Source organism: Myxococcus stipitatus DSM 14675 (genome assembly GCF_000331735.1).
In the GTDB taxonomy this organism is placed as follows: Bacteria; Myxococcota; Myxococcia; order Myxococcales; family Myxococcaceae; genus Myxococcus; species Myxococcus stipitatus.
On sequence record NC_020126.1, the window covers coordinates 3,988,246 to 4,013,166 of the forward strand.

Below are 24,921 nucleotides of genomic sequence, written 5' to 3' on the forward strand. Positions count from 1 at the left end.
CGCATGTTCGTGACTCAGCTCTGGCGACGGCGGACTCGGAGCCACCCGGCCCACGCCAGCCAGAGCAGGACGCTCGGAATGGCGCCCGCGGTGCTGGAGCAACCCACGCCGCCGCCCTCCACTGTCTTGGGCCGCTTGAACTCCCAGGTGTAGGTTTGGGGAGCCTTCTCGACGTTCTTCGCGGCATCCGTCGCTTTGATCGTCAGGCTTTGGGGTCCTTCCGTGAGCGCACGGAGTGAATAGGGGCTGCGGCATTCGACAGGGGGGCCCTCGTTGTGGGTGCACTCGAACCTGACGTCGTGCTCCTCCTCCCTCGTGGTCATCGTGAAGGTGACCGTGGAGAGCGTGCTGATGCCTGTCGGCAATCCCTCCACCACTGTCACGGGGTCCTTGGTATCCAGGATGAACGTATGGGGAAGGGACAAGGGGCCCGTGTTGCCCGCGACGTCTCGCGCCTTGGCTTCGAACGTCTGAAGACCATCCCTCTGTGATGCCAACGCCACCTTGAGGGACCAGACGCCAGCGCTATCGGCCGTGAGGTCTTTTCCCGTCGAGTTTCCGTTGTGGAGCACGGTGACGGTCGCGGAACCCTCTGTCGTCCCGCTGATGATGCCGAAGTCAGGGGTGTTGGGACCCACGCTGGCGCCCGACGCCGGACTCGAGAAATCCGGGGCTCCGGGAGAACTCCTGTCCACGACGAGGGTGTGCATGTTGGACGCCTCGCTCACCCAGCCCGCTTTGTCCGTGCATGTTGCCTTGATTTCGTGGGGGCCTTCCGCCAGATCTCGAGGGGAGTTGAACGTCCATTGGGTGTTCACGACTGTGATGTTGTTGCTGTACGAGTCTTTGTCGATGAACACCGTGAGGTCGCACGGGGGCGTGAAGGTTCCGGAGAAGGTGATGGGGTTATTCGTGTTCGTGCGAGTGTTTTCCACTGGCTCTAGCAGAATAGGGGCGTTGGGCCTCTTCGAGTCAACCTCGAACTTGTATGCGAAGGTGTCCTCGATGTTTCCCGCCCTGTCTACGGAATGGATATTCAGGGTGTGCTTGTCATCAGGGAGTGGAGATGTGGGTTTGTATTCCCACCGCCCATCGCCCTTGACCTCAATGTTCGGAAGCGTCGTCGTGCCCAAGCTGACGTAGACGGTGCTGTTGGCTTCCGTGGTTCCGCCAATGAGGACATTCCCGTTGGTGAAGATTGTGTCTGGCTTTGCTGGGTAGTCGATCTTCGTGACGGGTTTCTTGGTGTCGATGGTGAAGGGGACAGCGGACTGCAAGGGTGTCTCATTCCCCAGACTGTCGACTGCTTTGACCTGCACGTTGTGCTGGATCGGTGGGTTGCCCTCCTGGAGCGTCTTGGACGATGACGCCTTCCATGTCCCATCGGGCTTCGTTGTCACGGAGGGCTCAGCGATTCCATTGATGGAGACCGTCACCAGCGCTCCAGGTTCGGATTCGCCACTGATATCCGGAAGCGTCTTGTTCAGGGGTTGATTGGGCTGGGGGATGGTGATCCTGAGAACCTGGGGGGGCTCGATGTCCACGGAGATCTTGATGGCGGGAGTGCTTCGCGGGCCCTCTCGCTGGAAGGCATCCGTGGCGCTGGCCGTCATGTCGAAGTCGTTCCCATGAGGCAGACCCGATTGCTTCTGCACGGACCAGACTCCGGAAGAATCCGCGGTCGCGCTGGCCACCTTGTTGTCGTTGAAGAAGACATTGACCACGCTTCCTGGCTCGGCGCTCCCCTTGAATACTCCTCCATCGGGGCCCCATGTGCCTCCCGTGGGCTCGGTGATGGTGGGGGCCTTCGGAGGCGAGGTGTCGACCTCGAAGGTTTGCTGCTGTGTGGTTGCCCCGCGATTGGCCGCGAGGTCGGTCGCGTAGGCCGTGAGTGTATAGGTGTCTTCAGGAAGGGCTGCCTGAAGGGTGTAGGACCAGCTCCCGTTGCTGTTTACGGGGGTGGAGGCGTCGATGTCGCTGAAGTCAGCACGCGCCCCGTCGATGACGAGCCATAACGTCGTTCCACCATCGACAGTTCCTTGGATGATTGGCTTGTCACTGCTGACCACTGCGGTGCTGGGGGCGGTGATGACTGGGCGCGCCGGGGCATGGGTGTCCACTATGAATTCATGAAAGACTTCGGGAGTGGTGTTGCCCAACGCATCGGAGGCAGTGGCTATGATGGTGATAGGCCCCTGCGGGAACTTCTGGATCAAGGGGACCTCGTATTCCCATCGGTCGTTGCTGTCTGCCCTGACTTTTTCGAGGAAGATGTTGGTGGGCTCTGCCTTGCGAGAAAGGTGCACCCAACTGCCGGCTGGCGTGGTGCCCGAAAGAGTCGGTGTTTCGTCACTCACGTGGGTCCCCGCGTCGGGCTTGCTGAACGTGAGGAATGTGGGCGGCGTCGTGTCAATCGTGAAGGTGCGCGTCCCCGCGCCACTGGTATTGCCTGCTCGGTCGGTGGCGATTGCGTTGACGGCGATGAGCCCATCCGAGAAGGACACGCGATCCGGCAGTGACCATGAGCCAGCGTCGTCTGTGATTGCGGTGCCAAAGACACCGCCATCGATGTATCGGAGTCTCACCGTGCTGTTGCGTTCGGCGGTACCGGAGAACAATGGCCCGGAGTCCGCGATGGATGAGCCCTCATCAGGGGTCAGGAATACGGGAGCGGAGGGGGCGGTGATGTCTACCGTGAAGAGATGCGTGCTTGCGTCGCTCGAGTTGCCCGCGTCGTCGGATGCGGTGGCCAGCACCCTGATGGAGCCATCAGGGAAGCCCGGAAAGTCGGGCGTGGGAAGTTCCAACTCCCATCGCTCATCAGCTCCCGCCGTGGCGGTACCAATGATGCCGCCATCGAAGGTGAGAGTGACGTGATGATTCGCTTCCGCGGTGCCCGCGAGGAGCGGCGTGGTCGTGTTGATCTCGGTGCCTGCATCAGGTGTGTCGATGGTTGGAGGACCGGGAGGCAGAGTATCCAAAAAGAAGATCTGCGTGGATGCGTCGCTCTCGTTTCCAGCGAAGTCAATGGCGACGGCCTCCAGGGTGTTCTTTCCCTCTTTCACCGTGCCACTCACCCCTGCATCCCACGTATTGCTCAGGACCGCGACCTCGCCCATGGCAACGTCATTCAATGAGACCCGCACGAGGGTCGTGCCCCCATCGGCCATTCCCAAGATCTGTACAGGAGCGACCCTGAGGAAGGCTCCATCGGAAGGGGCTGTCATCTGTGGGGGCGGAGGACTCTCTGTGTCGACAGTGAATCTCCGGGAGGCTGACACAGGGCCGGCAGCCCCTGTCTCGTCGAGGCCGGTGGCGGTCACCTTGACCTCGCCGTCGGCGAATTCGGCGGTGGGTGTCAGCGACCAGTCGCCATCAACCACCTCCGCCTCGCCCACGATTCCTCCATCGGTGAGCTTGACAACGACTCTGACTGAGTCGGTGGCGGTGCCTGAGATGACCGGCTGGGACTGTTTGACATGGTCATTCTCTCCAGGACTTGCGATGACCGGTGCTTCGGAAGGAATCAGGGAATCCACCGTGAAGTAGACGGGAGTACTCGACCCGCTGGCGAGTCCCTCGAACTCACTTTGAGCAGTGATTCGATACGTGCCATCCGCGAGCGGTGTGGTGAGCACGAATGAGAAGTCACCAGCCTTGTCCACCTGTGTGGCGGGAAGTTCGAACTCACTCAATGCGGCTTTCTCTGCATCCGCCAGGCTCAGGATGACGGTCGTGCCCGGGTCTCCACGGCCAGCGACGCGAGGCTTCGGTCCCTTGATTCGCGCTCCATCCTTCGGTGCGGTGACAACAGGCTCCACTGGAATGAGCAGGGCGTGGTCCAGCAAGACGTGGGCGCCAATGTCGCCACTTGATTCACCAAAGGCTCGGGCAAGGAGATCCCGTGACTGTACGGGGCAGCCCGCCAGCGCGCCCGCTTGGAGCAGGATGGTGCCTCCTCCCATGACCCCCTGTGCACCGGACAACCACGGAGACCCGCCCGGGGCTCCCTGTACACTCATCACCTCGCACTCGGCTCGCTCGACCAGTCGCGCGGAGATGCTGCCTCCGCCAGGCGCCCCTTCACCTTCCAGCCCCTTGGCCTCGATCCGGCCCGCCCCCGTGAGCGCATGCGCACGGAAGAAGATGGCGCCGCCACCGCCCATGGGCAGACGGCGCAGCAACACGTCCTGGGAGACGGGCTCACACGCTCCGCCGAAGTCCGCACATCCCGTGAGCGACTCCGCCGGCTCACGGGCCCAGCCCTGCTGGAACCCCGCGCCGCTCGCGGTGATGACGCCGTTGTTGTGCAGCGTTCCGTCAACGAGGAAGGCCACCACGCCGCCCGTGGACCCATCCCAGTTCCGCGCCTTGATTTCACCCATCGGGTGAACCGTGACGCTCTTGAACTCGGGGACCCGGATGACCTGGGAATACGGGGCCGCGAAGTCATGGCGCAGCGGCCTCGTGAGCGTCAGCGTCCGGCCAAACGCTCGCTCCACGCGCGCCATCTCCCACTTGCCGACGGGGCTCTCGTCGAACAGGGGCAGGGTGAACGCCATGAACGACGACGCGGGCACCGGCCCCACGTAACGCATCTGCAACACCATCACCAGGTCGCCGTCGTCGAAGCCCTGGAGCGTGTCGAGCCGAATCTCCCGGTCCCCCTTGTTCAAGGGCGCAATCACAGCCGCATAGCTGTTGATGACCCGGCTTTCGTTGCCCTGGACCTCGAGCGTCTTGTCACGCCCAGCGCCCAGCCCGAAGACATCCGCCTCGGCGAACGCAGGGAGCGCGCCAAGGGCCACGGCGCAAGTCAGGACTCTTATCCATCCAAGTGTTCTCATGGTGTCGGTTCCTGGGTCGTAGGCAGCATGAGGAGGAGCTCGACCCTGCGGTTTCGCTCACGGCCCTCGGGCGTGCTGTTGGTCTGGGCGGGGTGCTGGGGGCCGAAGCTCCGCAGCCGCAGCTTGTTGGGCGGCACCCCGTGCTCCACGAGGTATCGCCATACCGCCTCCGCCCGGTCCCGCCCCAGGCGTGGGTTGAGCGTCTCCGCTCGCGAATCATCCGTGTGTCCATCCACGGTCATCAGCGCGACCGAGGGATTCGTCAGCATCATCTCCACGGCGCGATCCAGGTCCGCGAGCTCCGCGGGCAGCTCCGCGCTGGCGGTGCGGAAGTACACCTTCCCCTCGAGCACGAAGCGGTCCCTGGCCACGTTGGCGATGGGCGAGGTCTCACCCGGGCCCGGAATCAGCGACGCCTGACTCCCTCGCGCCTCACCCGGCCGCCGTCCCGAGCCGGGCAGGGGAAGGGGCACGGACTCATGCACGATGCTCGAATCCGAGTCGGGCCGCGTGTCCTCGCCCAGCAGGTAGGAGAACGACACGCCGGCGACCAACCGGAAGAGGGGAATGCCGGGCTCCGAGCCCAGCCCCAAGCCTCCCAGCGCGAACAGCTCCACGCCCTCCCTCGGCGTATAGCGAGCGCCTCCGAGCAGCTCCACCGCGCCCTGCGCCTGCTTGAAGGAGAGCCCCGCGTTCAGCGAGACCTCTCCCCTGAGCGGGCCCTCCGTGGTCATCAAGCCCGCGCCCAGTCGGAGCTCCGAGCCGATCTCCCGCGCCTCCAGGTTCTCGGCGGTGATGGTCGCCGTGGACCTCAGCAGGGTGCCGATCTCGAACGACGGGGCCAGGATGGAGCCCAGGCTGCCACCCACCATCACCCGGGCGAGGATGCTCGTATCCGATGAGCGGGCCAGCGCCCCGTCCGTCCCGAAGGGGAGTCCCACGCCGACCTCCGCGGCGAGATCCACCGAGTCATCTCCCTCCGTCCTCAAGATGGCGACCCGCGCCCCCACGCGGGGCGAGCCCAGGCCGGTCCGTGTCGGCGCCGAAAGTCCCTGCGCGTCCAGGCTTTCGCCTTCGCGCTGCGTCATCACGGGCACACGCACATCGAGCTGTAGCCGGGAGCTCAAGCCCAGGCCCACCGCGAGCACGCCCGTGGAGCGGCTGCGCAACAGGGGAATCGTCTCCCCACCGTCGTTGATGGTCAGCGGCTCGTGTTGATAGTGGCCGAGCAACGTCACCCGGAGCTCACCGTCGCGCAGGAGGGTGCCACCTCCCGTCGCGAGAGGCCCCGGGCCCGGGTTCACCTCCAGGCGCTCCAGGACGAAGTCCGGCAAAGGCACCGACTCCTGGGCCAAGGCCCCCTGAGCCAGCAGCAAGGCCGCCACCGTTCCCATCCGCTGCCACCAGGCGCACCCACCACTCATCCGCGTCCCATGGCGCGCGACAGACAGAGCTCATGCGGGAGACAGCCCGCGGACACGCGCCGGCTGACGCCCGGAGCAAGCCACGTACCAGAGGGGGCTGAGTCGAGCGGGCCTCACGGGGCCGTGCCCCCTGCGTGCCGGTGGAACGCGGCTGCGTCCTGGCGGACCGCGCTCCCGCCCTCCGAGGCCCGATTTTCAGGGGCGGGACGCGATTTCCCGCTGGCACGGAACGGGCAAGTGCTGGCGGCCGCATGGCGTTTCAGGAACGACTCGCGCTGTCCCTCTCCCTGGCCACGGGCGGGCGGACCTTCACCATTCCGGGCGGGCAGGTGGAGTCCTTCGCCTTCCGGCTGCTTCCGCATGGCTTCACCGCGTCGGTGAGCTTCTGGACCGGACTGGAGAAGGATGACGCGCCGCTCTTCACCGCGTTCGCCCAGCCAGACCTCCTCGACGTGAAGCTGAGCCTCTCGGGCGGCTACCCGATTCCCGAGCCACCGCCGAAGCCGCTGGTTCTTCACGGCCTCGCCCGGAGCCGCGCCCTGGAGGCGAGGACTCACGGCACGTTGGATGGCGCCCCCGTGCGCTTCCGCCGCTACACGGTGGAGTTCGAGGACGCCGCCCAGGTCCTCTGGCGCCAGCACCGCCCCACCGAGCTGCGCACGGAAGCGACTCTCGCGGACCTGCTCACGGAGCACTCGGCGGGTGCGTTCAAGCTCGACTGTGACTGGGACGTGCTCGATGAGAAGCGGCCGCTCATCTGCCTCGCGCTGGGGGAGGACGCCCCGGGCGTGAGCTTCCACGACTTCGTCGCGTGGCTGGTGGAATCGCGCGGCGGCGTGTGGACCTATGACTTCGTGAAGGACCGCTATGCGCTCTTGGGGCGCAAGGCCCCGCTGGGGAAGGCCGCGCCCCTGTCCTGGGAGAAGGTGGCGCAGGTGGAGGTGGTGGTGCCCGCGCTGCCTCGGCATGCGGCGCGGGTCCTCAATGCGTCCGCGCTCCAGCCCTCCACGCTGGAGCTCCCCGCCACCGTGGCGGTCGCGGGCGTCCAGCAGGACCACCTGGTGCGCACGCCCATCGTGTCGCAGGTGGAGCAACGGCAGACCTTGGAGGGCTCGCGCGTGAGAGTCCCCCAGCGGCGCCTGCGCCTCTCCTTCCGTCACTACCCCACCGTGGCGGTGAGCCCGGGCGTGGGGATTCGACTGGAAGGGAAGCGGTGGGGGACTGCGGCGGTGGGGACGGGGGAGGACCTGCGCTCGGTGGAGCTCTCGATGTCGGCGCGGACGCTCAACGACGGGCCGCATGTGGGCTTGCAGATGCAGGACGCGGGCTTCGAGGTCGACATGTCGCTGCTGCTGGAGCGCGCGGCGGATACGACGGTGACGCTGCCCGCGCATCGAGTGCCTCGCTATCCGATTCATGTCGAAGGAAAGGTGCTCAGTCCCGGTGGCGGCGAGAAGGACCGCATCTACCTCCTGTCCGAGGACAAGAAGACGTCCGTGCTCACCTGGCGCGTCACGGTTCCCCTCTGGAACAAGGTCGTGAGCGTGCCGGCCGAGCCGGGGTTCTTTCCGGGGCACTTCTACTTCCCGCCGTACAAGAACGCGCGGGTGATGGTGGAGCTGCACTTCGACCGGGCGGAATTGCATCGGCACCTCGATTGGGCGGATGCAGCGCGGCTGCCTCAGGCAGGGCAGGGCGATGGACTGCTGCTGGGGAAGAACGACACCAGTCAGACCTCCATCACGCACGACTACCAGGACGCCAAGCCCGTGTGGCACTTGCGCCGCGTCTCCGGCGCGGACACCGAGACGGTGCGCATGGCCGAAGGGGTCATGATGTTGCGCACGAAGGAGGAGCCCGGGGCCTCCTCCGCCGCGCCGACGTTCGATGTCTCGCCGCAGGTGGAGACGGCTCGCGCGGACCTCTCATCGGGCGTGGGGGGCGCGATGGGGGAGACCACCGCCGCGTATCGCGTCGCCTCCGGGGCTTCGCAGGCGAAGCTGGACGGCGCCACCTCGGAGACACAAGCAGCGCTCGAGGCAGCGCAGGCGAAGGTGAGCGCGAAGGTCTCCGAGACGCGCTCCGAGCTCAAGGGGGCGCTGTCTGGACTCGAGGGGAAGACTTCCTCGCTGACGAGCGCCGCAGCGGAGGCGCGTGTCGCGCTGGAGGCACTCAAGTGACGCACGGCCATCGAACTGAACCGCCGCGCGAAGCGAGATTCCCACAGGGACGCCGCGGGCTGCTTCATGGGGCAGGGCACATCGGCCCTTGGAGGGCGGTGGCTGTGTGGGGGGCGCGCATGAGGGGGGCGTGCGCCCTGGCTCCTCGGGTCGTGGTGGAGCCGCGTTGGCAGGGCCAGGCGGAGACGGAGGTCGCACGATGAAGGCGCTGTTGGGCACGCTGGCGAGCCTGCGAGGGGACCTCGAGTCGGCGGGGGGAAACAACGTGGCGCGTATCGGCACGTCGCGTTCCACCATCGAGGGCGTCGGGGAGACCCTCAACGCCCTCGTGGCGTCCATCCGCCCGGACCTGGAGCCCGCGTTGACGGGACTCCTGGGTCGTATCGATGCGCTCGACGCGAAGCTGGCGGCGAAGAAGGACGACCCGGATGCCGCGCGGCTGCGCGAGCAGTTGTCTCCTCTGCGCACCCAGGTTGACGGGACGTCCCAGTCGATGTCCGGCAGCCTCACGGGGTTGGAAGAGCGTGTCGGGGCGTCGATGACCACCGCGGTGGGGGGCGCGACGACGGCCCTGGAGACGCTCGAGACCACCCTGTCGGGGCAGGTGGAGGCGCTGCTCGCCCAGGTGGATACCGTCGAGAAGGCCATCGCGCCCGCCCAGGCTCGAGTGGAGTCGCTCATCTCCCAGGCGAGCGAGGCACTGGATGCGCTCGTGAACGGAGCTGTCGCCGCCGTCGCCGCCATCCGGGGGCCCTTGCAGCAAGCCGTCGACACCGCGCTCACGACGCTGGACACAATCCTGACCCAGCTCGCCACGGTGAAGGAGCAGGTGCTGGCGCTCTTCACGCCGCTGCCCACGGTGCTCGAGCAACTCCAGACGCTGTATCAAACGCTCGTCGGCTCACTGGAGGCGCTGCTCACGCGGGTGAATACCCTGTTGGATGCGATTCCCGCCGCGAACCTGCCCAAGCCGTTGGTGACTCCGGCCGTGCAGTCCATCCAGCAGGTGGTGACACAAATCACCACGCAGCTCGGGACGTTCTCCTCGCAGATGTCCAACCAGATGAGCGCGCTCCAGGAGCAGGTGCTCTCCCAGGTGGACACGGTCCAGACCCAGGCCCTGGCGCAGGTGGACACCGTCCAGCAACAGCTCGTCCAGCAGGTGGACACGCTGAAGCAGTCGGTCCTCCAGCAGGTCGAGCCCGCGGGCGCTCAAATCGACCAGGCCGTCGCCGCGGCCGTGGCCCAGGTGGGGACGGCCAAGGAGCAGGCCGTCGCGCAGGTGACGGCCCTCCAGGACCAGATGGCCGCGCAGGTGGACACCGTGAAGACCCAGGTGACGGCGAAGCTGCCCGAGCTGGAACAGCAGGTCGACACGGGCGCACAGGCCGCGGAGGACCAGGTGGAGACCGCGCGGGCCTCCGTCGAGGACCAGGTCAACGCGACGCGCGCGACGCTGAAGTCCCAGGTGGATGCCACCGCGAGCAGTGTGGGCACGCAGCTCGATGCGTTGGAGGCGCAGGTTCCGAGCGTTCCGCCCGCGGGCTCGATGGGTGGCGCACCCGCGTGAAGTCCGCCTCACCGGCCGAGGTGAGGCCCGCCGCGGTGTCTCGAGGCGAGCGCTTGCTCGAGACGCTGGTGCGCCGCTCCGCACCAGGACACCACGTTTCCCCCTGGCCCGCGCTGCGTCGGTGCCCTGGCCGCGACGTCCATCGCGGGCCAGGACCACGGCAAGGCCGATGAGCTGAGGCGGCGGCGTCACTTCCCCCCGGACGGAGCCCCCACCTTCGGGCCCTCGACCTTGGGGGCTTCCACCTTGGGCGCCTCGAAGCTGGGCACCTCCAGCTTCGGAGGCTCACCCTTGCCGGCCTCTGACTTGGCCGGCTTCTTCCGCTTGGGCGCATCCGTGCGGATGCGGCTCTCCTCCAGGTCGATGTCCACACGTCCGGGAATGGGCGTGTCGAGCAGCACCTGCCAGGCCCCGTCCGGCGTGGTGAAGAGGAAGGAGATGGCCAGCGGCGACTCCTCCGGAATCTTCACGCGCGTCTGCGCCTTCTCACCCGGATAGACGACGAGCGTCTGCACCACGGAGTCGTCCGGATGGACGATGCGCTCGGCCACGTCCGCGTAGAACTCCGTCATGTAGCGCTGTGCGTCCACCGCCCGGACCACCATGTGCAACGGGCGCCCCTGGTTCGTCCCCGGAGGCGACTTCACGTTGATGGTCAGATGCGTGGGCGCACAGGCCACCGTGCCCAGCGCGAGCGCCAGCAGCAACAACCACGGCCCCTTGCCAGCATTCATCGCGTCACCTCCTGGAAGAGGGTCCAGGGCCCCCCGCGCATGCCGAAGCGCAGTCGAATCTCGGAGTGCTCGGAGCCATCCGGGCCCGGCAGCGGCCAGATGGCGTTCTGCTCCGCGTCGAACGTCGCCGCGTCCAGGATGCGGAAGCAGTTCCACGACGAGCGCGACAGCTCCGTGGACCGGTAGCGCTTGCCCTCGCGTCCCGGGACGCGCAGCTCCACGCCCACGGACGCGGACCGAGGCTCCCACCACGCCAGCGCGAAGTCCTGCCACGCGGGCGTCTGGTTGAAGCCGAAGGACGCCGCCTCGCCGCACTTCAGGAACGACATGGTCACGAACCCGCTGTCCCCCGAGGGCGGCAGCGGCAGCGGACGCACCTGGAGCATCAAGGGCTTCGGCTTGCCTTCCTCCGTCCACAACAGCCGCGCCAGCTTCGACAGCCGGCTCAGCATCGCGAGCATGCGCGGCGGAACCGCCAGCTGCTGCCGCAGCGGCCGACGCAGCATCCACTCCGTGCCGCGCTCCTCGACCACCGGCGACAGGACCTGGTTCACGAACTGCCAGAACGCGCCGTCCTTGCGCTTGAGGACGTCCAGCTCCGTCGGGTCCAGCTCCTGGCTCGCCTCCACCGCGAACGGATAGCGGCGCATGAGCGGCGTGAGCAGCGTCCGGAAGCGCCACTCCCACTGCTCCTCCAGCACGCGCTCCAGCTCCGCCCGGCCCAGCTCCCGAGTCACCAGGAAGGGCTCGCGGAACGGCCGCCGCAGCTCACCCAGGATGCCCTGCTTGTCCAGCCACGCATCCACCTTGCGCAGGTACGAGCCCTCCTCGTCGAGCAGCATCGACAGGCCCACGCGGCCCAGCGGCGAGAGCAGGTCCACCAGCTGCCGGCCACTCTCCTCGGCCGCCGCGGGCGCATCCGGGCCCCCGGTGCGCATCGCCGCGGGCACCACCGTGCGGTCGCTCAACATCGGCGGCGCGTTGAAGCCGGAGACCTCCGTGTGCAGCTGCGACACCAGCAGCAGGAACGACGACAGCTCCTTCGTCTGTCCATCCTTGTCCGGCGTCATGAGCTGGACGACGGGACGGAAGGCCGACAGCTCCTGGCGCAGGGGCTCGTAGTAGGGGCCCTCCATCGGGCCGATGCCCGCGCCCGTCGACACGTCGCGGAGCATCGCCACCAGCTCCGACGTCGGCTGCGTCACCGCGGAGAGCTCCGAGGCCAGCGTCGTCGTCAGCGCCGTGAAGCGATAGTCGCGGTACTTCACCAGCAGGTCCTGCCGGTATCGCTGCCCGAAGTTGGAGACCTTCTTCAGCACGTAGCCCTGGCGCTGCGCGGCCTCCGCGCGGGAGAGCTTCGAGTCCGTCATGCGGATGGTGAACTCATCCACCAGGGGCCGGATGTCGGTCTCGAAGTTCAGCCACTCCGAGCCATGGTTCGAGGGCATCGCGTCCACATGCCCCACGTCCAGCGTATCGCCGATGGAGATGCCCAGCCCGTTCTCCTGGGCGGACGCCACCACGCCGGACGGCAGGCCCAGCAGGCGCCGGCTGAACGGATTCTGCCCCTGCTCAATCTGCCGCAAGAGCTTGTCCAACAGCACGCGCGACAGCTCCTTGGGGCGGAACTCGAAGGACTGCTGGAGCACGCGCACCTCGATGCGCGCGTCCGCGTTCGCGGGCACGAAGAGGCCGCCGGTGCGCGTCAGGAGCTCCGCCGTGGACATCTCCTCGGCGGCCTTCAGGCCCGCGTCGATCTCCTCCTCCATGCGCAGCACCGCCGCCAGCATGGCCTGGTGGTCCCGGTGCCAGTCGAGCGAGTCGAGCGTGTTCTCCACGCCCTTGAGCGTCGCCTGGCTCTCCGGCGAGCCGGACGCGTCGAGCAGCGCCAGCAGCTTGTGCGCGGACGTATAGGAGATGCTCTGCGCCAGCGTTATCTGGAGCCGCTGACGCTCACTCGCGAGCGTGCGCCACTGCTCCAGGTTCAGCTCGCGAGCCCCCAGCACCAGCTGCAGGCGCATGAGGTGGTCCCGCCACGGGCCCAGGTAGCTCTCCTCCCGCAGCCACTGGTAGGGCCACTTCATCCAAGGAACCTGCGCTTGCGTCTGCATGCCCGCGCGCCAGGCCTGGTCGCTGGAGATGATGTAGTCGCCGACGACCTCCTCGCGCAGACCGGTGGCCTGCATCCAGTCGCCATCCTTCCCGGTCGCACGCGTGCCCAGGAGGTCCAGCGAGTCCGCCGCCCAGTTCCAGCGCTTGCGGTACTGGCTGTCCAGGCTCGACAGGAGGAAGCGGCCCATGTCGTCGCCGCGCGCCGAGCGAGCCACCGCCATCAGGTGCAGCATCTGCTCGGGGCGGCAGAGCGTCTCCCGCTCACACCGCTCGTCCACCTGCGTGGGCGTGAAGAGGGAGCGGCCTCCTCCCAGCTCCGACGGCGAACAGCCGGGGATGAGCGGACCGCAGCGCTCACACTGCTCCTGGCACCGCTCCATGAGGGGCTTGAGGTACGAGAGCCGGACGGTGTTGGCCAGCTGCGCGCGGAGCACCTCCTGCTCGTCGAGGAAGCTGTGGTTCAGCGGAGGCCAGAAGCGCTTGGCGGCGAGGAGCGCGTCCATGGCCTGCATCGCGCCCTGGCCCTTGTCCACCACGACCTCGCCCGAGGCCGTCAGGTGCTGCTGCTGGAGCCGCTGCACCGTGGAGTCGAAGTCCGCCATGTGCCGCTGGGCTGCTTCGAGCCGGCCGTGGAAGTTCGCATACGCGGCGAGCACGGGCAGACACCCCAGCGCCAGCAGGGCCGCGCAGCGGCGCAGGTGCTTGCCGCGATAGAGCGAGCGCAGCTCGATGTTCCGCTTCTCCGCCGCGATGGCGAACACCCCCATCGAGCGGGCCTCGGCGTAGGGGGACGACAGGTACACCCGCGACAGCTCCGGGCGGTAGGACAGCGCGCCGCCCTCCCACAGGCCGCTGACGAAGCGCGCGAGCGCCGCGAAGGAGTCACCGCCCCGCGCGTAGAACTCCTCCAGCCGCCCGAAGGCCTCCACCGACAGCGACACCAGGCCCAGCGCGAAGTACTGCTCCAGCGGCTGGAGTCCCGCGGCCAGCTTGCCTTCCTCCCCCGGAGGCGGCACGTCCCAGTGCAGGGGGATGCCATGGCCGCGCAGGAGCTGGGCGAAGTCCTCGAAGCCCACCAGCGAGTCCATGTGCGTCAGGCACAGCCGCGTCTCGACGGCGCCCTTGCTCACCTCGCCCAGCAGGTTGATCTTCCCGCGCACCAGCTGGATGAAGCGGCGCACCTCGTCCGGCGGCGTCTCCGCCAACCAGCGCGTGTCCAGCGCCACGACGACGCGCCCGCGCTGACGCCGGAAGCTCGAGCGCCACAGGCGCCGCAGCGCACTGCGCGCCTCCTGCGTGTCGTCCTCCAGCAGCGACGCGGAGACCTCGTGCACCACCTTGTCGGGCCCGAGGAAGATCTGCAGCAGCGGGTCCGACGTGTAGCTGGGCATGAACTGGCGCTCCTGCCTGCGCCAGTCCACCTCCAGGTCGATGAGCGTCGTCTTGCCGGCTCCCGCGGGGCCCATCACCACCACGGTGGGGAAGTCCATCACCGCCACGCGGTAGCGCAGGGGCAGCGCGCGCAGGAACTTCTCCTGGATGCGCAGCAGCGCCTTGGACTCCAGCTTCTTGCGAGGCTCCGCGGCGGGCGCGGCCGGCCGGCGCTTGCGCCACCACCACACCAGGCCCACCACCAGCGCCAGGGCCAGCAGCACCCCCAGCCCGATGAGAATCCACGTCAGATAGGGGCGCGCTGCTTCCGCCGCCGTCGTCGCCGCGTTCGCGGCCGCACTCGCGGTCGCCGCGGCCGCAACCTTCTCGCCCGCCATGGCTAGTCCCTCTTCCCGCCCGCTTGTGCGCGGGCCGCGAGCTGAAGACCTTCCATCACGTCCTCCAGCCGCTGAAATGTCGACTCGAGCTGCACGCCCCATGCCTCCCGCTCCTTGAGCGAGAGCCGCGCGCCACCGGGGCCCGGCTCCAGGGCCTTGGCGCCTTCGCGCACCACGTCCAGCAAGGGCTTCGTCCCTTCACCGAGCGAGCCCAGCGAGGCTGTCACGGCCCGCTCCAGCCGCTCCACCAGCTCGGCCATGCCCGGGGTGGGCGTTCGGGGCGGTGTCTTGGGGGAGGTCATCACAGGTGTCTCAGTTGGAGAGGTGCCAGAGCACCACGGGCAGCGCGACGATGATGGCGAGCGTCACCGCGTAGTAGCGCCAGGGGAAGTCGTACAGCGTGGGCGGCGGGGCGGCTTCCTCGGTCGCCACCTGGGGCGCGACGGCCTCCGGGCGGGGGATGCGCGCCACCAGCTGCTCGCGGTACTCGCGCAGCCGCGCGGGGTGGCCGACATACCGGCCCGTGAAGCCCGCGGTGAGGCAGAAGTGCAGCATCTCGAAGAGCAGGGGCGCCGTGTCCTGCCGGCGCAGGCACGTGTCGGCCAGCTCGTAGAAGAGGTCTCCGCCGGAGTCCAAGCCGAACACGCGCAGCTGCAAGAGCGGCCAGTGCTGGGCGTCGTCGTTCGCCAGCCGCCCGAGCACCTTCTCGTCCAGGAGGAACGCGAACGGCTGCAGCACCTTCTCCACGTCGTCGGAGCGCAGGTCCGTGCCCAGGGCGATGCGGAGCTTCTCGACTTCGACGACCAGGTCGCGCGACAGCGCGTCCATCGCGCCCGGAGACAGGTGGTCGCGGTAGGCCGGGTCCAGGTTCGCCGGGCCCAGCTCGCGCGCCAGGGTGTCGTCCACATGGCGGTAGGCCAGGAGGATGGCCTTCCAGTGCGTCAGCTTCATGTCAGGAGACTCCCGGGAGGGCGAGGGGACCGGTCCCCGCGATGGTGGCGCGAAGCTCCACTGCGGCCTCGTGGTTCCATGAATCCAGCAAGTCCCGTACCCGCGTGAGGAAGCACACCACGAGCGGCTCGAAGCCGGGCTCGAAGGGCTCCACCACCACCTCGTACACATGCCGCAAGCCCGAGCCCCGCATGGCGCTGTCCGGCACGCGCGACACGGTCAGCTCGCGCAGCAGCGGCAGCACGCGGCGGAAGGGGCCCTCCGCGGGCGTGCCCAGGTGCTCGAGCACGGAGCGGAGCTCCTCCAGCCCCAGCGTGGCCTGGGCCTTCCAGGCGAGGAGCTGGGTGAGCGCGGTCAGGTCGTCGCGCAGGGGGCTCTCGCGGTCCGGCTGGAGCTGGCCGACCAGGCGCCAGTCCAGGCCCTCGAGGTGCCGCCCCGGCACGCTCACCGACATCCGCCCGGAGGCATCCGAGGCGAAGCGCGGCTGGTGCCACAGCGCCTCCACCACCAGCTTGCGCGGCGCGGCGAACGCCTCCGGCATGCGCAGCACCAGGTGCGGCGAGGGGCCATGCTCCGTCGGGACCTCCTCCACCTCGTAGGCGGGGCCCGAGCCGGGCAGGTGCGCGGGCCGCAGCGGCGTCAGGCCCGTCTTCGTCATCTCGAACACGCCCGTCACCGAGTGCAGCGCCAATTCCCGCCCCGCGCTCATGTTGCGGATGGGGTGCTCGGAGCGGGTGCCGTCGGTGGTGATGACCTGGGCGGGCTCCGCGCGCAGGTTCTCCACCGGCACCGCGAAGGGCACCAGGAAGTCGGGCCGGTGCGAGCGGCCCACCGTCCACTCCTGGGCCAGGTCGAAGCACAGGCTGAAGCGCCGCCACGCCCCGCGGGTGGGCGCCACGTCGACGTGGATGAAGAGCTCCGTCTCCGGGAAGAGGAAGAACGAGCGCAGCCGCTGGAGCGGATGCGAGAACGACGACGAGTCCTCCGGCGAGGGGGCCTCGCGGTCGAAGGACACGTCGCACTTCGTGCCCGTGGAGTGCTCGTCCGCCAGCGCGTCGTACACCACGCTGATGCCCCGCAGGTGCTGGCGCAGCGAGTGGAACACGGCGAGCGACGGCAGGTACTCGTCCAGGTGCCGCACGTGCAGGCTCAGCGTTCCCACCGCGTCCGAGCGCTCGTGGCGGGACTCGAAGGTGAGGATGAGCCGGTGCCCGCCGCGCACCAGCGGGCGCACCTCCGTGGACTCCAGCTCCACGGGCAGCACGCGCAGGTCGCGCTGCAGGCGGAAGGTGCCGGGCTCGCCCTGGCTGGGCGTCAACCGCAGCTCCGTGCCGCGAGGCAGGAGGATGGGCTCCCCCATCTTCCCGCCCGGGAGCGCCTCCACCACCGCGCGCGTCGGCAGCGGCTCCAGGAGGAAGTCGAAGAAGCCCGCGAACAGCCGCCGCCAGGTGGCTCGCAGGTTGTGCAGCGTCGCGTGCCGCGTCTGCACGGAGAAGAAGGCCATCGCCTCCATGAGGCGCCGCACGTCCGGGTCCTCGCGCTCCAGCGGGGCCGCGGGGTAGCGCTCATGGAAGCGCTGGCGAAAGCGCTCCAGCGAGGCCATCTCCTCGAGGAAGTCCTGGTGCAGCCGGTCCGTGGGGCGGGTCATCGCAGGTGCTCCATCAACCCAGCTTCACCATCGCGCCGGAGACGCTGGTGATGCCGGAGGCCTTGAGGTTGGCCATGCCCTGCGCCTCCAGGTCCAGCGCCGCCTGTCCCGCCACCTTCACGTTCAGCCCGCTCAGCTCGCTGGACGTCTGGCCCGCGAGCTTCAGCGTGAGGCCGTCCACCTTGGCCTCGCCGCCGCTGGCCGACATGGAGGCCGTCAGGCCCTTGAGCGCGAGCGCCGCCGTGGCCTCCACGTTGACCTTCTGCGACGAGGAGATGCTGGCGTCCTGCGTGGCGCTCTGCGTGAGCTTCGCTTGCGTCGTGAGCGTCATGTCCTTCGTGCTCGTCACCTTCAGCGTGTCCTGGCTCGTCCACTCGGACGTCTTCGACGACAGGAGGGTGATGGTCTCCGCGTCCACCTTGAAGTCCTTCACCGTGACGACGACGCTGTCCGCCTTCTGCACCACGGTGCTGGTGTCAGTCTGGCCGGCCACCTTGAGGGTGATGCTGGTGCCGTCCATCGTCACGGTTTGCAGAATCTTCCCGTCGGCGTTGTCCACCGTGACGGTGATGCCCTTCACTTTGTCGAGCTCGATGGTGCAGACCAGCGTTCCCATGCGTCTTTCACGCCTCCGAATCCGCGCCTAGGCGGGCTCTTCCTTCACCTGGATGACGAGCGTCCCCTCCTTGATTTCAATGCGGGCCGTGTCCTTGGCGTTGGTCCTCTGCAAGAGGAAGACCGGCTTGCCCTCCGCATAGGAGTGCTTCATGGACGTCCCGTTTTCCGGCGTCTTGCCCACCAGGAGGTGGGTGCCCTGGCCATCCGCGGGCATGCGTGCCGTGGCGCGCCAATCCAGGAAGCGCTTGAGCCAGGCCTGCTGGAAGTCCAGCCCCACCAGGACCCGCTCCCCCTTGTAGGCCGGGAAGTAGAAGTGCCCCGGCAGGAGGTTGGGGTTGAAGGGGAGGGTGACAATCTGGTTGGCCCAGAGGGGAATCTTCACCTTGTAGCCATCCTGGGAGGTGGCGCTGTCGGTGTAGGCCTGCCACGTCTCGTGGGTCTGCTCCCCCACCTCGCTGACGATGATGCCCTCCACGTAGGTGGGCCAGTCCGGCGCCAGGTAGGCGGGGAGCTCCACCCAGGTCTCCGCCTGGGTCTCCAGGACGGTGTGCATGGAGAAGTGGAACCCCGCGTTCTTCGCCAGGTGCTCCGCGTCCGGAGAGGACGCGAGCGCGTTCCCCCGCAACGCGACGGAGCGCACGCGGAACGTCTGGCCGCCCGTCAGGCCCGCCGCGGCCCAGGCCTGGGCGGTGGGCAGCTTCACCTGCATCCCCGGGACAAGGGCCTTGGCCGGGAAGCGCCGCCAGGTCAGGTCCACTTCCTTGCTCCGGACCTTGAGCCGCGCGGTCTCCAGCGAGACGCGGGCATCCACCTGATTCGTGATGGGGGTGCGCAGGAGCACGTCCTGCCGGATGCCGGTGACGGCGCGCTCCTGGGTGATGGGCTTGGTGGCCGGCCCCTGCGCCACGGCGTTGAGCACCGTCACGTCGTGCCGGGGCACCTCCGGGAAGCGAATCCCCAGCGACTCCACCTCCAGCGGCAGCAGGTCCACGGGTGTGCCCGCGGAGGACTTCGCGGTGGTCAGCGTGTACTTCGCCGCCGCGTAGTCGTAGGCGAACACCCCGTTGCGCGTGTCCACGTACCACAGCAGGAAGTCGTAGAAGCTGGCGCCGTGCTCGGGCGTCAGGCCCAGGAAGAGCTGCGGACAGGACGTGTCGAGCCCCGCGCTCCAGTCGTACGTGAAGGCGATGTGCGAGCCCTTGTGGGCATCCAGCACGTTCTTCATCGTCTTGTGCGTGTAGAGCACGCTGGGGAAGTGCTGGCTCCACAGGAGGCGCGCCGGGTCCATGAAGCGCACCTGGTAGCGGCGGTGCAAGAGCGGCGCACCCGGCGCGGGGGCCGCGGGAATCTCCACCAGCGAGCGCTCCGACACCAACCCCTTCACCTTCAGCGAGGTGAGCGCGGGCTGCGTCGCCGCGTCGGTGTGGACGGCCTTCACCTCCAGCTGCACCTCCATGAGGTCCTGCGCGAGGAACGCCGTCTTGAGCGGGTCCGTCTCCAGGCCGCCCGCGGAGGTGTTGTCCGCGACATCGAACTCCACCTGGCCCTCGAAGCCCCAGGAGCGCAGCTCCAGCGCGAAGGACTTCACGTCACCGGGCGGAATGGCGTGCGGCGTGCCCGCCGTGGTGAGCGTGACGGACACCGTCAGCCGGTCGTTGAACGTGCCGGACGTCATGGCTCCACCTCCACGCGGACATGTCCGCTGAGCGTGTCGAATCGCAGGCGCAGCTTGTGACGCTCCCCGGCCACGGTGCCCACCAGGCCGAAGTGGAGCCACAGGCCCGCGTCGCGCCCGCGCATCGTCAGCTCCACGTGGGACAGGCGCGGCTCGTGGTTCGCAATCTCTTCACGCAGCTCGCGGGTGAGCGTCTCCACCAGCTCGCGCGTGCCGTACTTCTCCGTGTACTCACCCAGGCCGAAGTCGCGGCGGAAGAAGCCGTAGCCCGCCTTGGTGTTGAGCACGGCCTCCAGGTTGCGCAGCACGTGCTCCAGCTCGTTGCCACCCTGGCGCGAGCCCGAGCGGACGCTGCTGCCGCGGCTGGCGAACTTGTCGAGGAAGGATGCGCGCCCCATGTCACGCCCTGCGCCAGAAGAGGGACACCTGGGCGCCCTGGAGCGCGGGCGTGGTGTAGAACGCCAGGCCGTTCTCCCTCAGCGCGAACTGCCACTCCTCGCCCTGCACCAGCTGGTACCAGTCGATTTCAGGCCCCAGCGCGTGAGGGAACGAGGGGTGCGGGACGTGGTTGAAGGGGATGCCCTTGAGCGCCATGCGGCGCACGGTGGCGAGCCGGGACGGCCCCGCCAGCTTCACGCCATCCACCGGCAAGACCTCCCCAGCCTGGCGGCGCTGCACCAGCAGGTAGAGCTCTCCGCTCTCCAGCACCTCGGGCGGCAGCGGGGAGAAGATGAACTGGCCGTCGCGCGGCTCGAAGGAGCGGTGCGTGACGCGGGTGGCCTCCGGCTGGAGCGCGCGCGTGAGCAGCTCCAGCCAGCGCAGGAAACCCTTGCCCGGAGCGTCGTGCTGGTACGCGGGCAGGTGCTTGTCCGGCATCAGCTCCAGGTAGCAGCACGCCTCGAAGTAGAGGCCGCGCAGGGCGTCGAAGAAGGAGTAGGGGTGCGGGGAGATGTGGCGCAGCATGTCCGAGCGCATCGCTTGCAGCCGCTGCACCTCGCACAGCGCGCGGCGGGCGTTGGTGAGCCGGTCCGTGCGCAGGTAGCTGTCGGACAGGCGCGCGATGAGCTGCAGCCGGGCCTGCTCCAGGAGCGAGTCCAGCCGCGACAGGAGCGCGCCGAGGAAAGGGTGGGGGCCGACCAGGAGCAGCGGAGGAACCAGTTCCTCCGCCAGCCTCCAGAGCCCCTCGGTGTCGCGATGGAACAGGGCCAGGGGGAGCGTGTCGATGGCTCCGTCCAGGACCGGCTCCGCGGAGAGGCGCAGCCGACGGAGGACTCGCTCCAACATCGGCGGGTCCTCCGTGTAGAGCCGCACGCCCTCCGCGCTCGTCGTATCCCCCATCACGTGCAGATAGACGGTGACCTCGGCGCGCCCCGTCCCTTCCAGAGAGAAGGGCGGGAGCACCGCGTTGCCTGGCACATCCACCACGAAGCCGGCCGGTGTCACGGCCGTCAACGTGGAGATGGACAGGCTGCCACCGACCAGCAGCGGCTCGCTCCAGGCCATGGCGGCGACGCCGAACCCCGGCGTACCGGACAACGAGGCATGGAGGCGGACTTCGGCCTCCAGGGCCGCTTCTTGGGCCTCGAAGTGCTCCGGGAGCAGCGTCTGACCGACGTGCCACCGGACCCGTGCGAGCTTGAATGAGGGCATGGTGTGTTTCTGGCGGCGGGGCTAGGCCGTCTCCGTGATGCCCCACTTCTTGACGATGTTCTTCTGCACGCCCGCCGCGACGTTGATGGACTGCTCCAGCGTCTTCGGCTTCACGCCAATCTGGAACGAGAAGTTCTTGGGCGATTGGACCTCACGGGAGGCATCGTCCGCCACCGCGATGTTCAGCGCGTCGCCATTCTTCTCCAGCAGGCACTGCAGGTCGGCGTCCGTGTAGTTGGACTTGAAGTACTTCTTGGCCACCGGGTCGTACTCGTAGACGACGTACTTGATGAGCACTTCGATGTTGGCGAAGGAGCCCAGGAGCATCTCGGCGATCTTCTGCTTGTTGCTCGTGGAGATCTGCCCGGAGAAGTACATCGCGTCGGTGGCGCCCGTCTCCCACAGGTAGTGGTTGAGCACGGACACGGCCTTGGAGGCCAGCACGCTGGCGGGCTGCTCCGGGTCCGTCAGCGTCTCCTGGTCCGCCACCAGCGCGATGCCGCCGATGGTGATGGCCGTGATGTAGCCAATGGTCGACTGCTTGTCCTTCTTGAAGTTGAAGCCTTGGACGACGTCCATGTCGCGCGAGAAAGTAGGCATGTCTGACTCCTGAATGGGTGGGACAGCGGGGGGGGAACGAGGACTAGCCGAGCCGCGACTCGAGCATGAGCTCGACGTTGAGGCCCTCGAACTGGATGTGCGGCAGCACGGCGACGCGGCAGTCGTACCAGCCGATTTCGCCCGTGCGCTGGATGACCTCCACGTTGGTGGCCTTGAACGGGAAGCGGCGCACCGTCAGGTCATCCGGGCTGGCCACCGTGGTGACGTAGCCGGACAGCCACGCGTCCAGCTGGTTCTGGATGTACGGCGCGTCGGCGGTGGTGCCGATGTTGTCGCGCATGATGCACTTGATGTAGTGCGCCAGGCGGGTGATGGAGAACGTGTACGCCATGTTCGTGACGAGCTGCGAGTTCTCCGAGTCCTTCGGGTCCTTGAAGCGCTTGGAGACCTTGGCGGACTGGGTGCTGAAGAACGTCGCCTCGCTGGAGCCCTTGCGGTACACGAGCGGCATGAAGCCGCAGCGCGCGAACTCGTACTCGCGATAGTCCGGGATGGCGATCTCCACCGGCGGCTTGATCTCCTCCTGGCCGCGCAGGAAGAACGTGTCCACGGGCAGGCCGGTGATGAGGCCGCCGCCCTTGGGGCCGCGGATGGACTGGCACCAGCCGGAGATCTCGAACGCCTTCACCATGTTGCGGGCGAAGAGGATGGACGAGTTGCCCCACAGGTACCTGTTGGAGTCGCCCGACGCGTCCTCGGTGAAGTGCAGGTCGTCACACGGGTTCTTGTCCGGATGCCAGGGCAGGCGCAGCACGTAGCGCGGGAAGGTCAGGCCCAGATACGCGGCCTCCTCGCTGTCGCGCAGGGCGTTCCACTTGCCGTAGCGCGGGTGGGCGAGCGCGCCCTCCAGGTCCTTGATGGCCTCCATCTCCTCGACCTTGTCGCAGCCGAAGAACTTGGGGCTGACGGCGGCGACGAACGGGCAGTGCGCGGCGTTGGCCACCTTGCCCATGGACTGCAGCCACTTGATGTCGCCCGGCGTGGAGGAGAACTCGTAGAGGCCAATCATGGCGCCGAAGGGACGGCCGCCGTACTGGTCGTACTCCTGGATGTAGACCTTGTTGAACAAGGAGCCCGCGAAGACGTCCGCGGAGTTGTTCTCGAAGTCCTGGCCCAGCTCGTCCCGGCCCGCGTCCAGCAGGTCGATGGCGATGTTGGCCTTGAAGTTGGTGTGGGAGACCAGGTCCTCCAGACCGCGCCACGCCGACTCCATCTGCTGGAAGCGCTCGTGGTGGAGGATTTCGTTCATCTGGTCGTCAATCATCGAGTCGATGCGGCTGATGACGTCCAGCACCTTGCCCTTGTCGAAGCGCACCGCGTCGCCGGCATCCGTCTCCGCGGGGGGGACGTTCTGCACGAGCGCGGCCAGCGCCGACATGAAGCGCGCCTCGATGGTGACTTCCTTCTCGTCGAGGGCGGGGACGAACTTCTCGGAGATCATCGGCTTGGCGTCCGAGGGACGCTCCAGCCGGACGCTCTTGAACAACCCAGGCAGATAAGAGGTTTCAGCCATGACGTTTACCTTGATGGGAAAGGATGGAGTGGAAGTCCGCTCACGCCTTCACGGTGGCGGGCTCGGTGACGGTGGCGGGCGCGGTCGCCGGAGCGCCATTCGCCGCGGGCGAGGCGTTGGCGGCCATGGCGGGCTTGGCGGGCAGGCGCAGCGACTCGTACTCCTTGAGCTCCGCGAGCACGGCCTTGAGCGCGTCCTTGTTGGAGAACAGCTCGTAGACCAGGTTGCGCAGGGCCTTCTGGTTGTCGATGCTGGACTGCATCTCCATCAGCAGCTTCTTGAGCAGCCGAAGCGCCTTGAGCTTGGGGACGTGGTTGACGATTTCGTCCGGGTGGAAGGACTTCATCCGGTCGACGGGCAGCTCGACGTCCAGGTCGGCCTCCACATCCGGGTTGATGCGGTTGGGCACCTGGAAGCGCAGCGACATCTTCATGTCGCGCATCAGCTCGTCCAGGTTCTTGCCGTTGACGGAGCGCAGCTTGCGCGCGTCGAGGTCCGACTTGCGGTCCTCCGAAGAACCCAGCGAGAAGTCCCCCAGCATCAGCAGGCGGAGCGGCAGGTTCACCGTCTCCTGCTCACCGTTGATGGTGGTCCGGTACGTGAGCGTGATGCGAGACTTTGGCAACTGTTCCTGAATTGACATGGCGACGTTACTCCTCTTCGGTGAAAAGCCTCTCTGCCCCCCGAGACCTCGGGGTCCTGCGTGTCACTGCGGAGACGGGCGGCGAGCCGCGGTGTCTCCGTTGAACAAGACGACCTGCTGCGGTTGCTCGGGCCCGCCGATGATGGGCTCGTAGCCGAGGTGGCTGGTGTCCTCGACGCGCGCGTGGCCGTGCTGGTCTCGAATCACCAGCGCCACGGTGAGGAACACGGGGGTGTCGATGAGGTGCGGCAGCACGCGCGAGCGCAGCCGGCGGCGCGCTTCGATGGCCCAGGGACTGCCCGTGCCGCAGATGGACTCATCCAGGTAGAGCCAGGCTTCCATTCCACCGGTGGGGACGGTGGCGAAGCCGCCCATGGCGGTGCCATCTCCCAATGCCGCGCCGCCCAGCCGCACGCCCTTGGTGTCGATGCGCTGGCGCCGGGTGGCGCGGCGCACGCGGACCTCCGCCTCCGGATACGCCTGCGAGAACAGCCAGTGCAGCGTGGAGGGACAGGACGGACGCAGGAGGCGCAGGCGGTGCGCGGTGGCGTGGTCCCAGCCGGGGAGCAGGGAGCCGTCCCGCTCCGGGAAGAGGCCCGCGAAGCGCGCGCGCAGGAGCAGGTGGTCGAAGTAGCCCAGGAAGCTCTCCATGGCGTCGTGCTCCAGCGACTCCATGGCCTTGAGGAAGAAGGACGGCAGCGGCGACTGCACGCTGAGCAGGCCCAGGTTGACGGTGATGACGGCGCGGCGCGGATGGCGGATGAACTCCACCGAGTGGATGAGCTGCGGGGCGTGCACGGTGCCCCGGTGACTCCTCAGCTCCACGTCGTCCGGGCCATAGCCCTCCTTGGCCAGCAGGTCGACCAGGGCGGGCATGTCGAAGGCACCAGCGCGCTCGCGGATGCGCTCCTCGACGGTGGGCTCTCCCCGGGAGCCCGAGGAGCGAGGCGAGGCGTCGGTCATGGC

Annotated in this window: 17 protein-coding genes; 2 read left to right on the forward strand and 15 right to left on the reverse strand. The window is 67.9% G+C overall.

Annotated features, from left to right (window positions below; all coding sequences use genetic code 11):
* Positions 1-14: 14 nt before the first annotated feature.
* Together MYSTI_RS15630 and MYSTI_RS15635 are read right to left on the reverse strand one after the other, a co-directional pair.
* Entirely contained in the window at positions 15-4,847 is a 4,833-nt protein-coding gene (locus tag MYSTI_RS15630; RefSeq protein WP_015348736.1) for an Ig-like domain-containing protein, read from the reverse strand.
* Positions 4,844-6,241 carry an OmpA family protein gene (locus MYSTI_RS15635; protein ID WP_044280445.1) on the reverse strand — a complete coding sequence of 466 codons (1,398 nt, stop codon included), beginning with the start codon at positions 6,239-6,241 and terminating at the stop codon, positions 4,844-4,846. Before MYSTI_RS15635 ends, MYSTI_RS15630 begins: the two co-directional genes overlap by 4 nt.
* 281 nt (positions 6,242-6,522) lie before the next feature.
* On the opposite strand from MYSTI_RS15635, the gene MYSTI_RS15640 reads away from it, so the two are divergent.
* Both MYSTI_RS15640 and MYSTI_RS15645 read left to right on the forward strand, forming a co-directional pair.
* Positions 6,523-8,451, forward strand: coding sequence for a flagellin family protein (locus MYSTI_RS15640; RefSeq protein ID WP_015348738.1), 1,929 nt, complete (start codon positions 6,523-6,525; stop codon positions 8,449-8,451).
* Positions 8,452-8,650: 199 nt separating this feature from the next.
* The gene (locus MYSTI_RS15645; protein WP_015348739.1) at positions 8,651-10,021 is read left to right on the forward strand and encodes a hypothetical protein; all 1,371 of its coding nucleotides are present in this window, start codon (positions 8,651-8,653) and stop codon (positions 10,019-10,021) included.
* 188 nt (positions 10,022-10,209) lie between these two features.
* On the opposite strand, the gene MYSTI_RS15650 is transcribed toward MYSTI_RS15645, so the two are convergent.
* The 13 genes from MYSTI_RS15650 to MYSTI_RS15710 all read right to left on the reverse strand — a co-directional run bounded on the left by MYSTI_RS15650 (position 10,210) and on the right by MYSTI_RS15710 (position 24,918).
* A complete protein-coding gene (locus MYSTI_RS15650) occupies positions 10,210-10,755 on the reverse strand; it encodes a hypothetical protein (RefSeq protein WP_015348740.1) in 546 nt (181 codons plus the stop codon).
* Positions 10,752-14,636: a type VI secretion system membrane subunit TssM gene (locus MYSTI_RS45310; protein WP_015348741.1), complete on the reverse strand. Its 3,885-nt coding sequence runs from the start codon at positions 14,634-14,636 to the stop codon at positions 10,752-10,754. The genes MYSTI_RS15650 and MYSTI_RS45310 overlap by 4 nt, the downstream gene beginning before the upstream one ends.
* A gap of 2 nt (positions 14,637-14,638) precedes the next feature.
* Positions 14,639-14,938 (reverse strand): hypothetical protein, encoded by a 300-nt coding sequence (locus tag MYSTI_RS15660; RefSeq protein WP_015348742.1) that lies wholly within the window; start codon positions 14,936-14,938, stop codon positions 14,639-14,641.
* 10 nt (positions 14,939-14,948) lie between these two features.
* Positions 14,949-15,587, reverse strand: a complete 639-nt coding sequence (locus MYSTI_RS15665) for a DotU family type IV/VI secretion system protein (RefSeq protein WP_015348743.1) — start codon at positions 15,585-15,587, stop codon at positions 14,949-14,951.
* A gap of 1 nt (position 15,588) precedes the next feature.
* Positions 15,589-17,235 carry a type VI secretion system baseplate subunit TssF gene (locus MYSTI_RS15670; protein WP_015348744.1) on the reverse strand — a complete coding sequence of 549 codons (1,647 nt, stop codon included), beginning with the start codon at positions 17,233-17,235 and terminating at the stop codon, positions 15,589-15,591.
* 13 nt (positions 17,236-17,248) lie between these two features.
* On the reverse strand, positions 17,249-17,851 hold the full coding sequence (locus MYSTI_RS15675; protein ID WP_015348745.1) for a hypothetical protein: 603 nt from the start codon (positions 17,849-17,851) through the stop codon (positions 17,249-17,251).
* Positions 17,852-17,878: 27 nt separating this feature from the next.
* Positions 17,879-19,528 (reverse strand): hypothetical protein, encoded by a 1,650-nt coding sequence (locus MYSTI_RS15680; protein WP_015348746.1) that lies wholly within the window; start codon positions 19,526-19,528, stop codon positions 17,879-17,881.
* A complete protein-coding gene (gene tssE, locus MYSTI_RS15685) occupies positions 19,525-19,926 on the reverse strand; it encodes a type VI secretion system baseplate subunit TssE (RefSeq protein WP_015348747.1) in 402 nt (133 codons plus the stop codon). Before tssE ends, MYSTI_RS15680 begins: the two co-directional genes overlap by 4 nt.
* A gap of 1 nt (position 19,927) precedes the next feature.
* Entirely contained in the window at positions 19,928-21,178 is a 1,251-nt protein-coding gene (gene tssK / locus MYSTI_RS15690) for a type VI secretion system baseplate subunit TssK (protein ID WP_015348748.1), read from the reverse strand.
* A gap of 21 nt (positions 21,179-21,199) precedes the next feature.
* Entirely contained in the window at positions 21,200-21,778 is a 579-nt protein-coding gene (locus MYSTI_RS15695; RefSeq protein WP_015348749.1) for a hypothetical protein, read from the reverse strand.
* 43 nt (positions 21,779-21,821) lie between these two features.
* Positions 21,822-23,312 carry a type VI secretion system contractile sheath large subunit gene (gene tssC / locus MYSTI_RS15700; protein ID WP_015348750.1) on the reverse strand — a complete coding sequence of 497 codons (1,491 nt, stop codon included), beginning with the start codon at positions 23,310-23,312 and terminating at the stop codon, positions 21,822-21,824.
* A gap of 40 nt (positions 23,313-23,352) precedes the next feature.
* Complete coding sequence (gene tssB, locus MYSTI_RS15705; RefSeq protein ID WP_015348751.1) at positions 23,353-23,955, reverse strand: type VI secretion system contractile sheath small subunit; 603 nt, start codon at positions 23,953-23,955, stop codon at positions 23,353-23,355.
* Positions 23,956-24,018: 63 nt separating this feature from the next.
* Entirely contained in the window at positions 24,019-24,918 is a 900-nt protein-coding gene (locus MYSTI_RS15710; protein ID WP_015348752.1) for a type VI secretion system baseplate subunit TssG, read from the reverse strand.
* Positions 24,919-24,921 lie beyond the last annotated feature (3 nt).